Raw genomic sequence first — 15,019 nt, 5'->3', positions numbered from 1 at the left:
GCAGGCCATCCAAAAACGAGGGTAACGGATCCTAAGCGGAGAGCTTGAGTGCAGGTCAAACTTGGAGCTGTGTCGCTTCGCAACAGCGCCACGCGCCACCGGCGCAAATGATCCCTTATCGTACCGATGGATGAGCTCTGGGACTAGACTTTTCTCGACCTACTCAGCTCGCCGAGGCTAGGGAGATCCCGTTGAAGGAGTCATCAGCACGGGCATCTGGGCCTGGGCAGCGTCGGACTCAGGCGAGGGCAGGGCAGGGGCAGGACTGGGGTAGGGAATGCGCTCGTGGTTGGATTCCCGCCACACCTCCACAAAAGCGTCTGCCACCACCTCCAAATCCCGCAGCGTCAGACCGCTATCGACCAGTTGGCCATCTTGCCAACGGGCCTGGGCGATTTTGCGGACAACGGCCTTAGCCCGCTCAACCACCTCAGGGCCGAAGCCGTCGCTCAGGGTCATGCTGCGCAGGGCCGCCTCACAGGCATCGGCCAGCATCACCACCCCTGTCTCCTTGCTCTGGGGGATGGGGCCATCGTAGCGGAACGGCTCCTCGGGCACCGGTTGATCTCCGGCTTTCATCTGGGCTTGATGGTAAAAGTAAGCAATCAGGATCGTCCCCTGGTGCTCAGGGATAAAAGCTTGGACGGCGGTGGGCAGATTGTATTGCTTGGCCAGGCGCAGCCCATCGCTGACGTGCGCTTTGATGATCTGGGCGCTGCGGTAGGGATCGTCCAGTTGCGTATGGGGGTTGAGGCCGCCCATTTGGTTCTCGATGAAGTAGCGGGCCTGCAACATCTTGCCGATGTCGTGGTAGAGGGTGCCGGTGCGCACCAGCTCCACGTTGAGGTTTAACTTCTGGGCGGCCCGTTCCGCCAAAGTGGCCACAAACAGGGTGTGCTGAAAGGTGCCAGGGGCCTCTGCCGCCAGCCGCCGCAGCAAGGTGCGGTTGGGGTTGCTCAACTCGATGAGGCGAATGGGGGTGGCCAGGTCGAACAGGCGCTCCAGGTAGGGGCTGGCCCCCAGGGCCACAATGCTCCACCCCAGCGTGATCCCTCCCCCCAAGGCCATCGCCAATAGGTCGATGCCGCCCGTTGTGGTCAAGCTAGCAGCCGCATAGGTGAGCATCTGCACTGCCGCCGCCCCTCCTCCCAGCAGGGCCAGCTCTTCGCGGGAACGCGAGCGCCCGGCCAGGGCGCAGGCCACCACACTGCCGGAAAGTAAGGGCACAAAGGTGAGTAGGTTGGCAGCAGAGACCAAGGGCAAAAACAACGCCTGGCCCACCACTACCACCAGGCCCAGCCCAGCCCCGTAAAAACTGCCCAGCAACAGCCCCACCGCCGGCAAAGAGCTGAACTCCAGCTTGAACAAGGCCGCCAACAGGGGAGCAGTCAGGGAAACCATCAGGATCAACACCCGATCCCGGCGGCGCAATCCCGGCTGCAAGCGTTGCTGCAAAGGCACGAAGACAGCCAGGCCCAAGCCCATGACGCCAGCTACCCCCACCAGGCCCCAGATGTTGATCCGGCGCTGGGTAAAACCAAAGTGATCCAAAATCAAAAAGATCTCGGGGGTGATGACCTGATCCACTCGCACAATTACCTGGTTCTCGGCAACCGAGATCAGGACGGGCTCAACTTTTTCCAGCTCGGCGCGAATGCGCTGCTCGGTGCGCTGCGGATCCACCTCCAGATTGGGGATCAGCACCTGCTGCAGCCACTGATAGACCAGCCCCTGCAGCTCCCGCCGCTGGGCGGCACTGCCCGGAAAGGCCAGATCGTCCAGTTGGGCTTGGATCCCTTCGGCGCGCACCTCGCGGGGCAGGCCATCCACAATGCCTATCTTCTGCAGGCGCTCCAAGACCCGCCGGCTCAAGTTTTGCAAATGTTGCCAGTCGGCCTCCGTCAAGTTGAGAACCGTGGCCGGGACAGGGGGGGTGAGCTGTTCCAGAGACGGCAAAGCCCCTTGGTAGCGCTGCTGTGCCGCCTCCACCTGGGCAATTAGCTGGGTATAGGGATCCGTCGCCGCCGTCTGAGTGGCCGCTCCATCCAACCAGGCCCGCTGCCAAACCTGGACCAGCTCTTGCCTGGCCCGCTGGTCGGGGGGAAGCTGCTCCGGACGCCTTTGTGCCGGAAAAGGCGGAGCGGTCGAGGGGGTGCCGATGGCCGTTTCCCGCACTGCCGCCTGTAAGGCCTCCCATTCTTCGGGTGGCAGTTGGCGCAGATAGATCTGAGTAGGCAGGGAGAGCAACTGAACGGAAACGTAGGGCAGAGGGCCGGCCTCTTGCCGAATCGCCTCCACTGCGGCCAGGAGGGCCTCCAGATTTTGCCGCATGCTCTCGTTGGCGGCGCTGTTGATTTTGAGGGCCTGTACCACCCGCCGTCGCGCCTCGGCTTGCCGGGCCTGGGTGGCCTCCACGTCCTCGATCTCTGCCGCTGCAGGGGCGAGAAACGTTTGCGGGGAGCGGCTGCCAACGGTCAGTTGCGGCTCGTTGTAGTAGCGGATCCCGTGGACGGCAGTGAGGGAGAGAAGCGCTAGGGCGTAGCCGACAACCCGCTCGGAAAGGGGGGGCTGGGCTTTTCGAGAAGAGGCTGCCTGAGGTCGCCGGCTCCAGCGCTGCACTGGGGACGTGAGGGGGTTTCTCATAGAAGGATTTGCCTGGCAGCGTTCTTCTCTTTTCTATCCCCTTTTGCTCCCCTAGCCCAGGAGATAGCCTAGTCGCCAATCGTGATCTGCCCGATCATACCCGCTTCGGCATGGCCGGGAATGGTGCAAACCAGAGAGTAAACCCCAGATTTCAAAGGAATAAATTGCCACTCCACCGCCGCGCCTGGCTTCAGCTCCAGTTCTCGGATCTGGCCCTTGATTTCCACACCGGCCACTTCCAACTTGCGAGTCCAAACGGCATCGGCAAAATCTTTGGCACTGAAATAGTGCTTCAACTGGCTGGGGTTGCTCAAGTGCAAACGATAGAGGTTGCCGTTGCGAAAAAAGAGCTCTTTGGGCACAAAGACCAACTGGTTGTCGGCAGTACCTAACTCGACAGCTTTGTCCTGGGGCGTTTGCCGCGACAGATCTCGCGCCCATGCCGGATGCGGGATCCCGACGAACCCAATCCACAGACAGAGGCCCAAAATGAGGAAGTGACGCAGCCCACTCCACATGGCGACACCCTGAAAACTTAGCTTGGAAACCCAAGATAGCAGCTCAAGTGGGGGTCAGGGGAGCGGCACTTTCATAGAGCCGCACAGTCGGAGCTGCCTCGCCGGCTTCCCGCTGTTCCATCGCCACAGCGGCAACATAGCCCTCGGCAACCGGCAGAGGCAGGGTCAGCCAACAGGGATCCCCGGCCCCGATCCTGGCTCCAGCCAGCCCCACGCCCATGGCTTTCAGGAGAGCTTCTTTCTGCGTCCACAGCTCCAAGAAAACCCTCTCCCGCTCTGCTGGTGGACAGATCCATAGGCGGGCCTGGTCGGCGGCGGAAAAATAGCGCTGGGCAATGCGCTGCCAGCGGGGCACGGGCCGGATCCGCTCTAGGTCCACGCCAATTCGACGCTGCAACGTCAAGCCAACCAGGATCCACTCGTGGGAGTGGCTGAGGTTGAACTGCAGCGGTAGGGGTGGATCCGGCCAATAGGGCTTGCCGGCAGTGGTGTAGCCGAGGGGGATCGCGTGGGGAGGGAGGCCGCTGTAGCGGCCAAGCAGGGTTCGCAATAGCAAACGACCACCCAGAAAGCGACGCCGAGCCTCCAGCCGCTGTAAACGCTCCGCGCGCTGCCGTTCCTCCTGAGAAAGAAGATCAAGCTGAGAGAGCAACTCCGCCAGCGGCGGCAAGACTTGGAGCCACAAGTGCACCTCCGACTTCGCCAGCAACAGTTGCAGGGATCCCGCCGGGGAAGCTGCCATCTCGCCGAAGTTGGGTATGGACAGTCCTAGAGAATAAGGATGCGGTAACATGACCTTGAATTGGTGGGGTTGGCAACACCACCTAGACAGTACACCCCTTCCTGCAGGCGCTCGCGAGGCCCGGTTTGACCTGATGTCCTCTTTCCACTATCCACCCCGCCCAGACCGTGTCCGCGCCGCTCGTCAGCAGGCCATTCGCCAGGGGATCCTTTGGCTGTTGTTGGGATTCACGGCTGTGTTGGCGGGCTCCGCCGGCGCCTTCTTGGCTGTGATGTTGCCCCGTCCGGTGATCCCCACTTCCCTCACTCCCGGCGAACAAGAAGCCTTCCGTCCGGATGCTTTGCGGGCGGCAGCTCTGGATCGCTCGTTGCATATCCTCATTCTCGGCACCGACAACCCGGATCCCGCCCTGCCCTTGTCCAGAGAACGGGAGCGTCTCAACACCCGCACCGACACCATTCTCTTGGCCCGCTTCGATCCCCAAGCGCGGCGGATTACCGTCCTATCCATCCCCCGCGATACCCGCGTGCGCTTGCCCAGCTTTGGTGTCACCAAGATCAATGCAGCCAACCTGGTGGGTGGACCAGCTCTAACGGCCCAGGTGGTCAGCACCTTGCTGGGCGGGATCCCGATTGACCGCTACGTTCGCCTCAATACCGATGCCCTGGAAGAGCTGATCGATGCGGTGGGCGGTGTGGAAGTCTACGTGCCGGAGCCGATGCACTACGTAGATCACACGCAGCGGCTATTCATCAACCTGGAGCCCGGCTGGCAACGCCTCAACGGCGAACAAGCCCACCACTTTGCCCGCTTTCGCCGCGATCACCTGGGGTTGGGGGATATTGGTCGGGTGCAACGGCAACAGGAACTGCTGCGGGCCCTGAGTCGAGAACTGCTCTCCCCCGCCGTTTGGCCTCGGATCCCGAAGGTTTTGCAGGTCGTCCGCACCCACCTGGATACCAACCTCACCTGGGAAGAGGTTCTGAGCTTGGCCAAGTTTGTCCTCACCTCTGGGGGCGATCGCATCGACCTGGTGCTGTTGCCGGGCCGCTTCAGTCAGCCAGGAGAATTTTCCACCAGCTATTGGCTGCCGGATCCAGCCGCGATCCGACGGGTGGCTGTCTCCCACTTTGGCCTAGAGGCAGAGGTAGCCCGCATTCCGCCGCAACGCCTGCGCATAGCCGTGCAAAATGCTACCGGCAAGCCGGGAATGGCCCGCCGCATGGTGCAAGAACTGGTTAGACAGGGTTATACCCAGGTTTTTGCCGTCGAAGACAGCCCCCAGGTGTTGCCGCAAACAGAGATCCTCGCCCAAAGCGGGGATCGCGAGGGAGCCAAGCAGGTGCGGGCCGCCCTTGGGCTAGGAGAGCTGCGGGTGGAATCCACCGGCGTGCTCAACTCCGACATCACCATTCGCATCGGCCAAGATTGGGCCCAGCAGCTTACCCTCGATATTGACCAGGCGCAGAGTCCGGCCAGAGGGGCTCAGCTCTAGGGCCGGTTCGGTGGCGAGTGCGGATTTCTGGAAACAGTTCGGCTTGTCGGGGCCTCTGTTGCCTCTGTAGATTGGCACTAGCTTGTTTGCGTGCTGAGCCATCTATGACTGTGCTGGAACAGGGATCCATCACCATCCACACCGAGAACATCTTCCCCATCATCAAGCAGTCTCTCTATTCGGATCGGGAGATCTTTTTGCGAGAGCTGATCTCCAACGCCGCCGATGCCATTGCCAAGCTGAAGATGGCCAAACTGGCTGGCGAAGTGGCGGATCCCCCGGAGCCAGAAATCACGATTGCGCTCAACAAAGAGGCCAAGACCCTCTCGGTCAGCGACACTGGCATCGGCATGACTGCCGAAGAGGTGAAAAAATACATCAACCAAGTGGCCTTTTCCAGCGCTGAGGAGTTCCTTCAAAAGTACAAAGGCAAAGACGCAGAACAGGCGATCATCGGCCACTTTGGCCTGGGGTTCTATTCCTCTTTTATGGTGGCGCAGCGGGTGGAGATCGACACCCTTTCCTATCAGCCGGGCAGCACCCCTGTGAAATGGTCTTGCGACGGCAGCCCAACTTTTACCCTTTCCGATTCCCAGCGCTCCGCCATCGGCACCACGGTTACCCTTTACCTCAGCCCGGATAGCGAGGAGTACCTGGAGCCGGGCCGCATCCGCGAATTGGTGCGCAAATACTGCGACTTCATTCCCGTCCCCATTAAACTCAACGGAGAAGTCATTAACCGGCAAAAGCCCCTCTGGAAGATTCCTCCCTCTGAGCTCAAGGATGAGGATTACCTAGAGTTTTACCGCTACCTCTATCCCTTCCAAGAGGATCCCCACTTCTGGGTACACATCAACACAGATTACCCCTTCATCGTGCAAGGGATCCTCTACTTCCCCAAGCTGCGGCCTGATATCGATCCCACTAAGGGTCAGGTCAAGCTGTATTGCAACCAAGTTTTTGTCCAGGATAACTGCGAAGAAGTCATTCCCAAATTCCTCCTGCCTCTGCGCGGCGCCATCGACAGCCCAGACATTCCCCTCAACGTCTCCCGCAGTTTTTTACAAAATGACCGTACCGTCAGGCGCATTGGGGATCACGTGGCCAAAAAGGTGGCGGATCGCCTCAACGAGCTCTACAAAGAAGACTACGAAAAATATGTCAAGGTCTGGCCGGATATCAGCCTCTTCATGAAATTTGGGGCGATGAACAACGACAAGTTCTTCGCCCAGATTAAAGACATTCTCATCTTCCGATTGGCCGGATCCCCTGCCGATAAACCTGAGTACGTGACCCTCAAAGAGTACCTGGAGCGCACGCGGGAGAAACAGAATAAGCGGGTTTACTACGCCACCGACGAGGCAGCCCAGAGCGCCTATATCGACCTGCACCGCTCCCAAGGACTAGAAGTCATTATGCTGGATAGCTGGATCGACAGCCACTTCAGCAGCTTCCTGGAGCGGGAGTATCGGGAAGAAGGGATCCAATTTAAGCGGGTGGATTCCGAGCTGGACGAGACGCTGATCCAAAAAGACAAAGCTGCCGAGCTCGTCGACCCGGTAACACAAAAAACCCGCAGCGAAAAGCTGGTGGATCTCTTTCGTCAGGCTTTGGGCAAAGAGAAGCTGCAGATCAAAGCCGAGGCCCTCAAGTCGGAGTCGGTTCCGGCTATGATCCTGCTGCCGGAGGCGCTGCGGCGCCTGCAGGAGCTTAATGCGATCCTGCAACAGAAGCCAATGGAGTTTTTGGAAGAGCACACGCTGGTGCTCAACACCGCCCACCCCTTGATCCAAAACCTGCAGGCTCTGGCCGAGGAGGGGCGGGATCCGGAGCTGGTCAACCTCATCTGCAACCACATCTACGATCTGGCGCTGATTACCCAGAAAAGCTTTGACCCGGCAGCCGCACGGGCCTTTGTGCAGCGTTCCAACGAGGTGCTCACCCGTTTAACCCGCCGTCAGTAGGCGGCACCCTCCAGAGTTACCCCCGGCTGCAGGGCTTCCGCTCCACCGGGCAGAGAGGGGCGGGAGGCCGCCCCATTGCTGGCAGCCCTGTCGCTCCCTTGCAAGAGGGGAGCTACTTGGCGCATCAGGGTGGCCATCTCCAGAGCGCTCATGGCGTATTCCCAGCCTTTGTTGTTCTTGATCCCAGCCCGCTCCAGCGCCTGCTGTAGGGTATCGGCGGTGAGGATCCCGAAGATGACCGGCACGCCGGTGCGAAAACTGGCTGCCGCGATCCCCTTGGCCACCTCTGCTGCCACATAGTCGAAATGGGGGGTTTGGCCCCGAATGACCGCCCCCAGGCAGATGATGGCATCGTAACGGCGGGACTGCGCCAGTTGGCAGGCCAACATAGGCACCTCAAAGCTGCCGGGCACCCAGTAATAGTCCACCTGCTGGCTCTCCGAGCTGACATCGATGCCATGCCGCTTCAGGGCATCTTGGCACCCCTCCAACAATTTGCCGGCAATCAAATCGTTAAACCGACTGATAACAATGGCCAGACGCAGATCCCCCGTCTGAACAAAATTGCCTTCGTAAACTGCCATCTGCGCTGCTCCGGGAAAAAACCAGGCGCTGCTCCACACCGCACAACCGTGTCTTCCTATCCTAATTTACCCTTCTCCTCCAGATCTGCCCAAAAAGGGGTGGTAGCACCTGGCCTTCGACATTCTCACAGTAGCTAAACGGCTCGCCAGTCCCTCTCCGTCCTCCAGAAGAAGAGCCCGCGGAGACCCGCTCGAGCCGGCGAGCTCTCAGGGAAATCTCGCCAAGGGTCATAGATTGAGTTTTATGATTTAAGAGTAAACCTTTAGTGATCCTTGATTCTCCATGAAGGCCATTACGCTGCACCAGTTGCAAATCTTCGAGGTTGCTGCCCGTCATCTCAGCTTCACCCGTGCCGCTGAGGAGCTTTACCTGACCCAGCCCACGATTTCCATGCAGATCAAGCAATTGAGCAAATCGGTGGGGCTGCCGCTGTTTGAGCAGGTGGGCAAGCGGCTCTATCTCACAGAGGCGGGGCAAGCTTTGTACCAAACTTGTCAAAAAATCTTTGAGCAGTTGAACGAATTTGAGATGACCCTCGCCGACCTGAAGGGGTTAAAACAAGGGCGACTGAGCATTGGTGTGGTCACTACGGCCAAATACTTTATTCCCCGCCTGCTGGGCACGTTTTGTCAGCGGTATCCCGGCATCGATGTATCCCTCAAGGTGCTGAACCGGCAGCAGGTTTTGGAGCGACTCAGCCACAACATGGACGATCTCTATGTGATGGGGATGCCCCCGGAAGATTTGGACGTGGTGGCGCAACCTTTTCTAGAAAATCCCTTGGTGGTGATGGCTCCTATTCACCATCCTTTGGCGGGCCAGAAGCGGATCCCCCTGGCCCGTATTGCTCAAGAGCCCTTCTTGGCCCGCGAGCCCGGCTCCGGCACCCGCATGGCGGTGGAGCGGCTCTTCGACAAACATAACCTCAAGCTCAACATCCGCATGGAGATAGGCAGTGGCGAAGCCATTCGCCAGGGCATTATCGGCGGGCTGGGCATTTCGGTTTTGTCTCAGCATGTGTTGGCTCTGGGAGATTGGCAAAACCATTTGACCATTTTGGATGTGGAAGAGTTTCCCATCCGTGGATTTTGGCATTTGGTCTATTTGCGCTCCAAGCGCCTCTCGGTGGTAGCCAAAGCTTTTGCCGATTTCCTGCTTTCTCAAGTTTCTCAAATAGATCTGGATCTTCCTCCTAAAGAGCCGCGCAGAGCCAACTCAAGTCCCAATCCGGATTGGCTTTCTGGCAAAGGGGATAAATTGCAGCCGCCAGCTCTTGCTGCAACCCCTGGAGGCTCCGAAAATCATGGGTAAAAAAGACCCGTAAAAATGCCAAATAGGCCCGTGCCCAATTGTCTTCGGGATCCAGCTCGACAATCCGCTGAAAATGCCGCTGGGCTGCTTGCGGCCGCAGCAGGGCCACCTCCAGCAACGCCAGCTCGTAGTGGCTTTGGATCTGCCGTTCCCGCCAGCTCTGGGCGGCTGCCCATTGCTCTTCTCCCTCCAGCAGTTGCCGGATCAAAACCCGATCCGGATCGGTGAGGAAAGTTGGATATTGCAACGTCGTCCAGGCGTTGAGGTAGAGGGAGAGCGCCTCCAGATCCCCAATCGCAGCCGCCCTAGCTGCCTGTTGTAGGAGAAAGAGGGGATCTCCAGGGGAGATAAGGGATCCCCCTTTCCCGCTGCGGGATCCCTCCCAGGGCTGACTGAACGACCGACGCCTTCCCTGGGGAGGTTGCCACTCCAGGTGGAGGATTCCTTCTTTGGTTGCCAGCTCTGGCCAGGCCAAGATCTCCTCCACCTGCCAACTGCCGGCGGCGTAGGGCAACAGGCGGTTCTGTCCCACCACCCAGGCCCGCTTGGCCAAGACCTGCCCCTGGGGATCTTCCAGTCGCGCCCAGACGAGGGTTTGCGCCAAGTCCTGGGCTGGCCCCTGCCAGCGCAAGTGCCAGGCTGGGATCCCTTCCTCTGGCAAGACCTGGAGCTCTAGCAGCTCCACCGCCTCTGCCGCAGCGGGCAACTCTTGCAGCACAACCCTGGGCTTGCTGGGGAAGTAGGTGGACAGCCGGCCCACCGCCGGCAGATCAAAATGCTCTTGCTGCCAGTCAGGACTTTTGTCTAGGAGTTGCCGAATTTGCTCCTTAGCTGGACCGTAGGGGCCGACAATTCCTTGCTCCCCTGGCGCATCCACAAACCCATCCAGAAGCGCCAGCTCCACCTCTGGCCAGGGGGTTTGGCCGGCGCCGCGGAAGGTGATGGGCCAGCGCTGTAGGGCCGCCAAGTAGCTGAGAGTTTCCGACGAGATCAGCTCGGTGTTGGGAAGAACGCCTAGGGTGGCGGTCAAACCTGGCTGCACCCGGGATCCAATCCACCGCGTCAGCTCCTGTTGAGGGTGCTGCCCCTGCCAGCGCATCTGGATCCCTTTCCAGAGCGGAGCCACGCCGGGAGCGAGGGGCTGCCCCAGGTTCAAGAGGGCCAGAGCTCCCAGGGCTAGGCTCATGCCCACTCCCCGGCGCAGCGCCCTTTCCCCCCAGCGCTCGCCCAAGTAGCGCCAAAGCTTGGCCAGCCCTCCTGCCGAGAGGATGGCCAGCAGGGGCAACAGCGGCAAAGTAAAGCGCACATCCTTAATGGCTACCAGGGTGTAGAGAAGGTAGCCCCCTCCGTAGAGACCCCAGAGGAGAGCCTCCCGCCGGCTTGGGGATCCCCACAAGCTCAGCAGTGGCAAGGGGCATAGCCAAGGGCCCATCTGCAGGGGCAACCAGCGCAAGTAGGCCGTCCACCAGCACAGGGATCCCGCCGCACAGGTGACGTAGTAGTGGGCGGTGTCGGCATAGGCCCACCCATTGCTGAGCACAAACAGCCAGTTAGCTCCATACCAGGGCCAGCACAAGAGCAGCGTCACCCCCATTCCCAGGGCCAGGTGGGCCAGCCGCAGCGGCCAAGGGATCCTCACCCCCAGCGGAACAGCCAGCAGCGGCGGCAGCAAAAACAGCACCCCCGTCCACTTGGTCAGCAGCACCGCCGCCAGCCCCGCCCCCACCCCCACCGCCCCCCGCCAGGACGGCTCCTCCGCGTAGGCCCACAGCGCCCAAAAAGCCAGCGTCACCGCCACCAGCAGCGGCAGCTCCAGCATGTAGACATGAGCCAAAGCCGTGATCCCCGGATAGAGAAGCACCAACACTGCCGCCAGCCAGCCCACTTCCCAAGAGCGATAGGCCCGCCACCCCAGCCGCTGGGTGGCCAGGGTCAGGATCCCCAGCAACACCAAATTGAGCAACTGCCCATCGGCCCGGCCAAACGGATGCAGCGCTGCCAACGGGATCCCCAACCAATAGGCCAGAGGCGGGTAGCGCTGGTTCAGGTGCAAAAACTGCTGCCACCACAGCCCTTCCCAGCGAAACCGGCTCAGGTGATCCCCAAACGCCTGCGCCTGCAACAGGTGCTGCGCCTCATCCCAGGCCGGCGGCAGGGGATCGCTCCAGTTCCAAACCAGCAGCAGCAGCAGCGCCACCATCCCCAGCCCGGCCCAGACCTGGAGAAAGGGGATCCCTTGCCCCTTTTGGACCTTCCTTCTGGCTATCTCGCCCATAGCCGGCTGGATCCCCTCCCTTTAGCGTTCTGCCCCAGAGCTAAACTCAACCTGGATCCAGCTATCTAAGCTATCCAGAATTCCCCATGACCGTCTCGACCACGGGTTCAGAAGGAGTTTGGATCCTTTCGGATCAACTGCATCCGCAGCAATCTGCCCTGGCCTCCCTCTCAGCCCTCCCCCCCCACCGCGTTCCCGTTCTCCTTGTCGAGTCCCACGCCTGGGCCAGCTCCCGCAACCATCACCAGCAAAAGCTGGTCCTGGTCTGGTCGGCCATGCGCCACTTTGCCCAAGAATTGCAACAGCGCGGCCACCCCGTCACCTATGCGGAAGCCGAAGACTATGCCGAACCCCTGCAAGCCTGGGCTAGGCAACATCGATTGCAACAGATCCGCCTCATGCAGCCCACCGATATTCCCGTCCGGGATGAGGTGGAAAAGCTGAGGTCTGCCCTCCCCTGCCCCCTCCTGGTCTTGGAAAATAACCACTTTCTCTGGACAGCCCGCCAATTTATCGACTGGGCCTCAGGCCGCAAGCGCCTCCTCCTAGAGGACTTCTATCGCCAAGGGCGCAAACGCTTCCGCATCCTCATGGACGGCTCCCAGCCCCTCGGCGGGCGCTGGAACTACGACCGGGAAAACCGGCAGCCTCCCCAACCTGGCCGGCGCTACCCGCCGCCTCTGACGTTTCCCCCCGACACCATCACGCAGGCGGTGATGGAGAAAGTGCGGCGCCATTACGGCCACCACTTTGGATCCCTGGAAGGCTTTGGCTGGGCCGTCACCCGTGCCCAAGCCCTGCAGGTGCTTGAGGACTTCATCCAGCACCGCCTGCCCCACTTCGGCCCCTGGCAGGACGCTATGCAAGTCGAAGAAGACTTCCTCTACCACTCCCTCCTTTCCCCTTACCTCAACCTAGGGCTCCTCACCCCCCAAGAAGTCATCACCGCTGCCGAGCAGGCCTACCATCGCGGCGGGATCCCTCTCCCCTCTGCCGAAGGCTTCATCCGCCAGATCCTGGGCTGGCGGGAATACATGCGCGGCTTCTACGAATACCAAATGCCCCAGGGCTATGCCCAGACCAACTTTTTTGGCCACTACCGCCCCCTGCCCGACTTTTTTTGGACAGGCGAAACGGACATGGCCTGCCTGCGGCACACCCTGAGGCAAATTCGCCGCCATGGCTATGCCCACCACATCCAGCGCCTAATGGTGCTCAGCAATTTCGCGCTCATCAGCGGTATCCAACCTCAAGCCGTAGAAGCGTGGTTTCACGACGTGTTCATCGACAGCTACGACTGGGTGATGCAGCCCAACGTCATCGGCATGGGCCTCTTTGCCGACGGGGGCATGCTTTCCACCAAACCCTACGCCGCTTCCGCCCAGTACATCCGCAAAATGAGTGACTACTGCCGCCATTGCCGCTACAATCCCAGCGAAAAGGTGGGCGAACGGGCCTGTCCCTTCAATACCTTCTACTGGGATTTCCTGTTGCGCCACCGGCCCCTTTTGCTTCCCTTGGGAAGAATGAAAGGGGTACTGGCCCACCTGGATCGCCTCCAGCCAGAGCAGAGGGCCCAAATCCAAGCGCAAGCCGCTGCTTGGTGGGAGTCCACCCCCAATGCCTAGCTGTCTGGTATTCACTAGAATTGGAGCACCCTCTCTTCACGTGTTACTTGGTTCAAGGAGCCCACGTCATGAAATGTCCCCGCTGCGGCAAGCAAGAAATTCGTGTTTTAGAGTCCCGTTCGGCAGAAGGTGGCCAAAGCGTGCGGCGGCGGCGGGAGTGCATGTCCTGTGGCTATCGCTTCACCACCTATGAGCGCATCGAATTCATGCCCATCATGGTCATTAAACGGGATGGATCCCGAGAGAGTTTTAACCGCAACAAGATCTTGCAGGGGGTGATGCGCGCTTGCCAAAAAACCCAGGTTAGCGTCAAGCAGATGGAGGAGTTGGTCAACGAAATCGAAGAAAAACTGCAACTGGAAGACGTTCAAGAGGTAACTACCCTACGCATTGGCGAGATGGTACTGGAGCGCCTACAGCGCCTGAGCGAAGTTGCCTATGTGCGCTTTGCCTCCGTGTACCGCAAGTTCCAGGGTATAAAAGACTTTGTTACCGAACTGGAACAGTTGGAACGGTTGGAAACCCACCTACGACGAGATCTGGAGCGGCCGTTGCGGAACTCTCCCCCTTCAGAGTCGGAATCCACAGCTTCTCCAGACTGGGTGGGGGGTATTCCCCAACTCCTCGATCAAAACGACACCTCGAGCAATCTCTCGGAGATCCCGAAATAACGCTTGCGGGCGAGAAAAACTGCTAGAAAGGGGCTCCCATCCAAAAAGCTTAGCGGTATGCTTGGGTTAGCAATTGCCGCTTACACTAAGCATAGCGCTAGGCATCCTCGGCCGGTCGGTGTTCAGCGCTACCCCTGGGTGATCCTTGCGGCCTTGTCTGTTCGGGATCCCCGCCTGCCCACCTTCCTCAGCTTTTCATCCTTTCTGACGGATTGATTCAACTTATGCAGTACGACTTTCGGGGTTCTAGCCCCTCTGAAGCTCGCAACAGCAACCCCAATGGCTTGCCCGGCAACAGCAGCTTTCGCGCCCCTGCCTCACTAGAGACCGGGCCGGGGACAGTGCCAATCCAGGTATATCAACAAGTGGCTGAAGAGCTGGAATCTGCCCGTCAGCAGGTGAGCCGCCTCTCCTCCGAAAACCAGCGCCTGCGCGCTCTGCATCAACAATTGTCTGGAGAAATTACTGCCATCGCGCAAGAATTTCAGGGGCAATTGGGCCAGGCCTTGAAGCGCCTACAGCAAATCAGCCTACGGCTTGCTGACACAAGCCAAGCCGCTGCTCTTGAAAGAGAGGCTGCTGCAGCCCCTTTTCGAGGGGATGGCCTGACCTCAGAACATGACCAAGCCTCTCCCTCCTATGATTTTTTGAATCGCCTCAAGCGACGCCAAGCTCGCAGCGAGGTTTCACCCTTCCCTGGCAACGTCTATCCAACTCCCTCTTACTCTGACTTTGCCACCCCCCCCCTTGAGCCCCGATCTCAGCCCTCCACTCTACCCCCCCGTCCCCGTCAAGACACTCCTGCTGAGCCTCCTTACCCCCGTGCCGGCTATCAGATTCCCTCCTTGGAAGAGTTGATGCAGAATATGGGTGGCGAGGTTCATGCCACCAGTGTCTACCAACGGGTGCGCGATCAACATCACGGATCCCAAGGATCCGTTTTGCTTTGGATGGCCGCTGCAGTTCTTTTGGTAGTCGCCTCTTTTGGATTGGGCTTCGTAGCTGTACAACCCTTTTTGCGCAACAACCCATCACCCGCTCCTGTGAAAGCACCCCAATAGTCCCGGAGAAGGAATTCCGTACACCCTCTACACCCATAGAGACTGCAGAGTTACCCCTTGAGATACGCAACAACCCCCCTTGTATTGGGGGGTTGGTGTGGAGAGATGAGCCTGGCACCGAGCTAG

Annotated in this window: 11 protein-coding genes; 6 read left to right on the top strand and 5 right to left on the bottom strand. The window is 59.9% G+C overall.

Going from position 1 to position 15,019, the window contains the following annotated elements; translation table 11 throughout:
• Positions 1–177: 177 nt before the first annotated feature.
• The 3 genes from GG26_RS05805 to GG26_RS05795 all read right to left on the bottom strand — a co-directional run bounded on the left by GG26_RS05805 (position 178) and on the right by GG26_RS05795 (position 3,954).
• On the bottom strand, positions 178–2,643 hold the full coding sequence (locus GG26_RS05805) for an HD family phosphohydrolase (RefSeq protein WP_011429952.1): 2,466 nt from the start codon (positions 2,641–2,643) through the stop codon (positions 178–180).
• A gap of 68 nt (positions 2,644–2,711) precedes the next feature.
• Positions 2,712–3,161 carry a plastocyanin/azurin family copper-binding protein gene (locus tag GG26_RS05800; protein ID WP_011429953.1) on the bottom strand — a complete coding sequence of 150 codons (450 nt, stop codon included), beginning with the start codon at positions 3,159–3,161 and terminating at the stop codon, positions 2,712–2,714.
• Positions 3,162–3,204: 43 nt separating this feature from the next.
• Positions 3,205–3,954 carry a 4'-phosphopantetheinyl transferase family protein gene (locus GG26_RS05795; protein ID WP_099812234.1) on the bottom strand — a complete coding sequence of 250 codons (750 nt, stop codon included), beginning with the start codon at positions 3,952–3,954 and terminating at the stop codon, positions 3,205–3,207.
• Here GG26_RS05795 and GG26_RS05790 point away from each other — a divergent pair.
• Together GG26_RS05790 and htpG are read left to right on the top strand one after the other, a co-directional pair.
• Complete coding sequence (locus tag GG26_RS05790; RefSeq protein WP_049749735.1) at positions 3,953–5,398, top strand: LCP family protein; 1,446 nt, start codon at positions 3,953–3,955, stop codon at positions 5,396–5,398. The two genes, GG26_RS05795 and GG26_RS05790, sit on opposite strands and share 2 nt — an antisense overlap.
• A gap of 104 nt (positions 5,399–5,502) precedes the next feature.
• Positions 5,503–7,362, top strand: a complete 1,860-nt coding sequence (htpG, locus tag GG26_RS05785; protein WP_099812233.1) for a molecular chaperone HtpG — start codon at positions 5,503–5,505, stop codon at positions 7,360–7,362.
• Here the strand turns inward: htpG and ribH are convergent.
• Positions 7,356–7,946, bottom strand: coding sequence for a 6,7-dimethyl-8-ribityllumazine synthase (gene ribH / locus GG26_RS05780; RefSeq protein ID WP_011429957.1), 591 nt, complete (start codon positions 7,944–7,946; stop codon positions 7,356–7,358). The genes htpG and ribH overlap by 7 nt on opposite strands.
• Positions 7,947–8,229: 283 nt before the next feature.
• Here ribH and GG26_RS05775 point away from each other — a divergent pair, with 283 nt between their 5' ends.
• Positions 8,230–9,258, top strand: a complete 1,029-nt coding sequence (locus GG26_RS05775) for a LysR family transcriptional regulator (RefSeq protein ID WP_011429958.1) — start codon at positions 8,230–8,232, stop codon at positions 9,256–9,258.
• Here GG26_RS05775 and GG26_RS05770 read toward each other — a convergent pair.
• Positions 9,140–11,533 (bottom strand): ArnT family glycosyltransferase, encoded by a 2,394-nt coding sequence (locus GG26_RS05770; RefSeq protein WP_240530995.1) that lies wholly within the window; start codon positions 11,531–11,533, stop codon positions 9,140–9,142. The genes GG26_RS05775 and GG26_RS05770 overlap by 119 nt on opposite strands.
• A gap of 86 nt (positions 11,534–11,619) precedes the next feature.
• Between GG26_RS05770 and GG26_RS05765 the strand changes: the two genes are divergently transcribed.
• The 3 genes from GG26_RS05765 to GG26_RS05755 all read left to right on the top strand — a co-directional run bounded on the left by GG26_RS05765 (position 11,620) and on the right by GG26_RS05755 (position 14,893).
• A complete protein-coding gene (locus tag GG26_RS05765) occupies positions 11,620–13,161 on the top strand; it encodes a cryptochrome/photolyase family protein (RefSeq protein ID WP_414389336.1) in 1,542 nt (513 codons plus the stop codon).
• Between the two features lie 68 nt (positions 13,162–13,229).
• On the top strand, positions 13,230–13,832 hold the full coding sequence (nrdR, locus tag GG26_RS05760; protein ID WP_011429961.1) for a transcriptional regulator NrdR: 603 nt from the start codon (positions 13,230–13,232) through the stop codon (positions 13,830–13,832).
• 224 nt (positions 13,833–14,056) lie between these two features.
• Positions 14,057–14,893: a hypothetical protein gene (locus tag GG26_RS05755; RefSeq protein ID WP_414389334.1), complete on the top strand. Its 837-nt coding sequence runs from the start codon at positions 14,057–14,059 to the stop codon at positions 14,891–14,893.
• The last annotated feature ends 126 nt before the right edge of the window (positions 14,894–15,019 follow it).

The sequence above is a fragment of the Synechococcus sp. 'PEA 65AY6A-5F PE A' genome, from assembly GCF_047462575.1.
Taxonomy (GTDB): domain Bacteria; phylum Cyanobacteriota; class Cyanobacteriia; order Thermostichales; family Thermostichaceae; genus Thermostichus.
Note: the sequence above shows the minus strand (reverse complement) of the source record. Positions and strands in the feature narration are given on the sequence as shown.

What these genes read in the sequence shown, in the direction of transcription:
- GG26_RS05805 (WP_011429952.1), bottom strand. Translation starts at nt 2,643, where the DNA reads ATGAGAAACCCCCTCACGTCCCCAGTGCAGCGCTGGAGCCGGCGACCT.
- GG26_RS05800 (WP_011429953.1), bottom strand. Translation starts at nt 3,161, where the DNA reads ATGTGGAGTGGGCTGCGTCACTTCCTCATTTTGGGCCTCTGTCTGTGG.
- GG26_RS05790 (WP_049749735.1), top strand. Translation starts at nt 3,953, where the DNA reads ATGACCTTGAATTGGTGGGGTTGGCAACACCACCTAGACAGTACACCC.
- GG26_RS05795 (WP_099812234.1), bottom strand. Translation starts at nt 3,954, where the DNA reads ATGTTACCGCATCCTTATTCTCTAGGACTGTCCATACCCAACTTCGGC.
- htpG (WP_099812233.1), top strand. Translation starts at nt 5,503, where the DNA reads ATGACTGTGCTGGAACAGGGATCCATCACCATCCACACCGAGAACATC.
- ribH (WP_011429957.1), bottom strand. Translation starts at nt 7,946, where the DNA reads ATGGCAGTTTACGAAGGCAATTTTGTTCAGACGGGGGATCTGCGTCTG.
- GG26_RS05775 (WP_011429958.1), top strand. Translation starts at nt 8,230, where the DNA reads ATGAAGGCCATTACGCTGCACCAGTTGCAAATCTTCGAGGTTGCTGCC.
- GG26_RS05770 (WP_240530995.1), bottom strand. Translation starts at nt 11,533, where the DNA reads ATGGGCGAGATAGCCAGAAGGAAGGTCCAAAAGGGGCAAGGGATCCCC.
- GG26_RS05765 (WP_414389336.1), top strand. Translation starts at nt 11,620, where the DNA reads ATGACCGTCTCGACCACGGGTTCAGAAGGAGTTTGGATCCTTTCGGAT.
- nrdR (WP_011429961.1), top strand. Translation starts at nt 13,230, where the DNA reads ATGAAATGTCCCCGCTGCGGCAAGCAAGAAATTCGTGTTTTAGAGTCC.
- GG26_RS05755 (WP_414389334.1), top strand. Translation starts at nt 14,057, where the DNA reads ATGCAGTACGACTTTCGGGGTTCTAGCCCCTCTGAAGCTCGCAACAGC.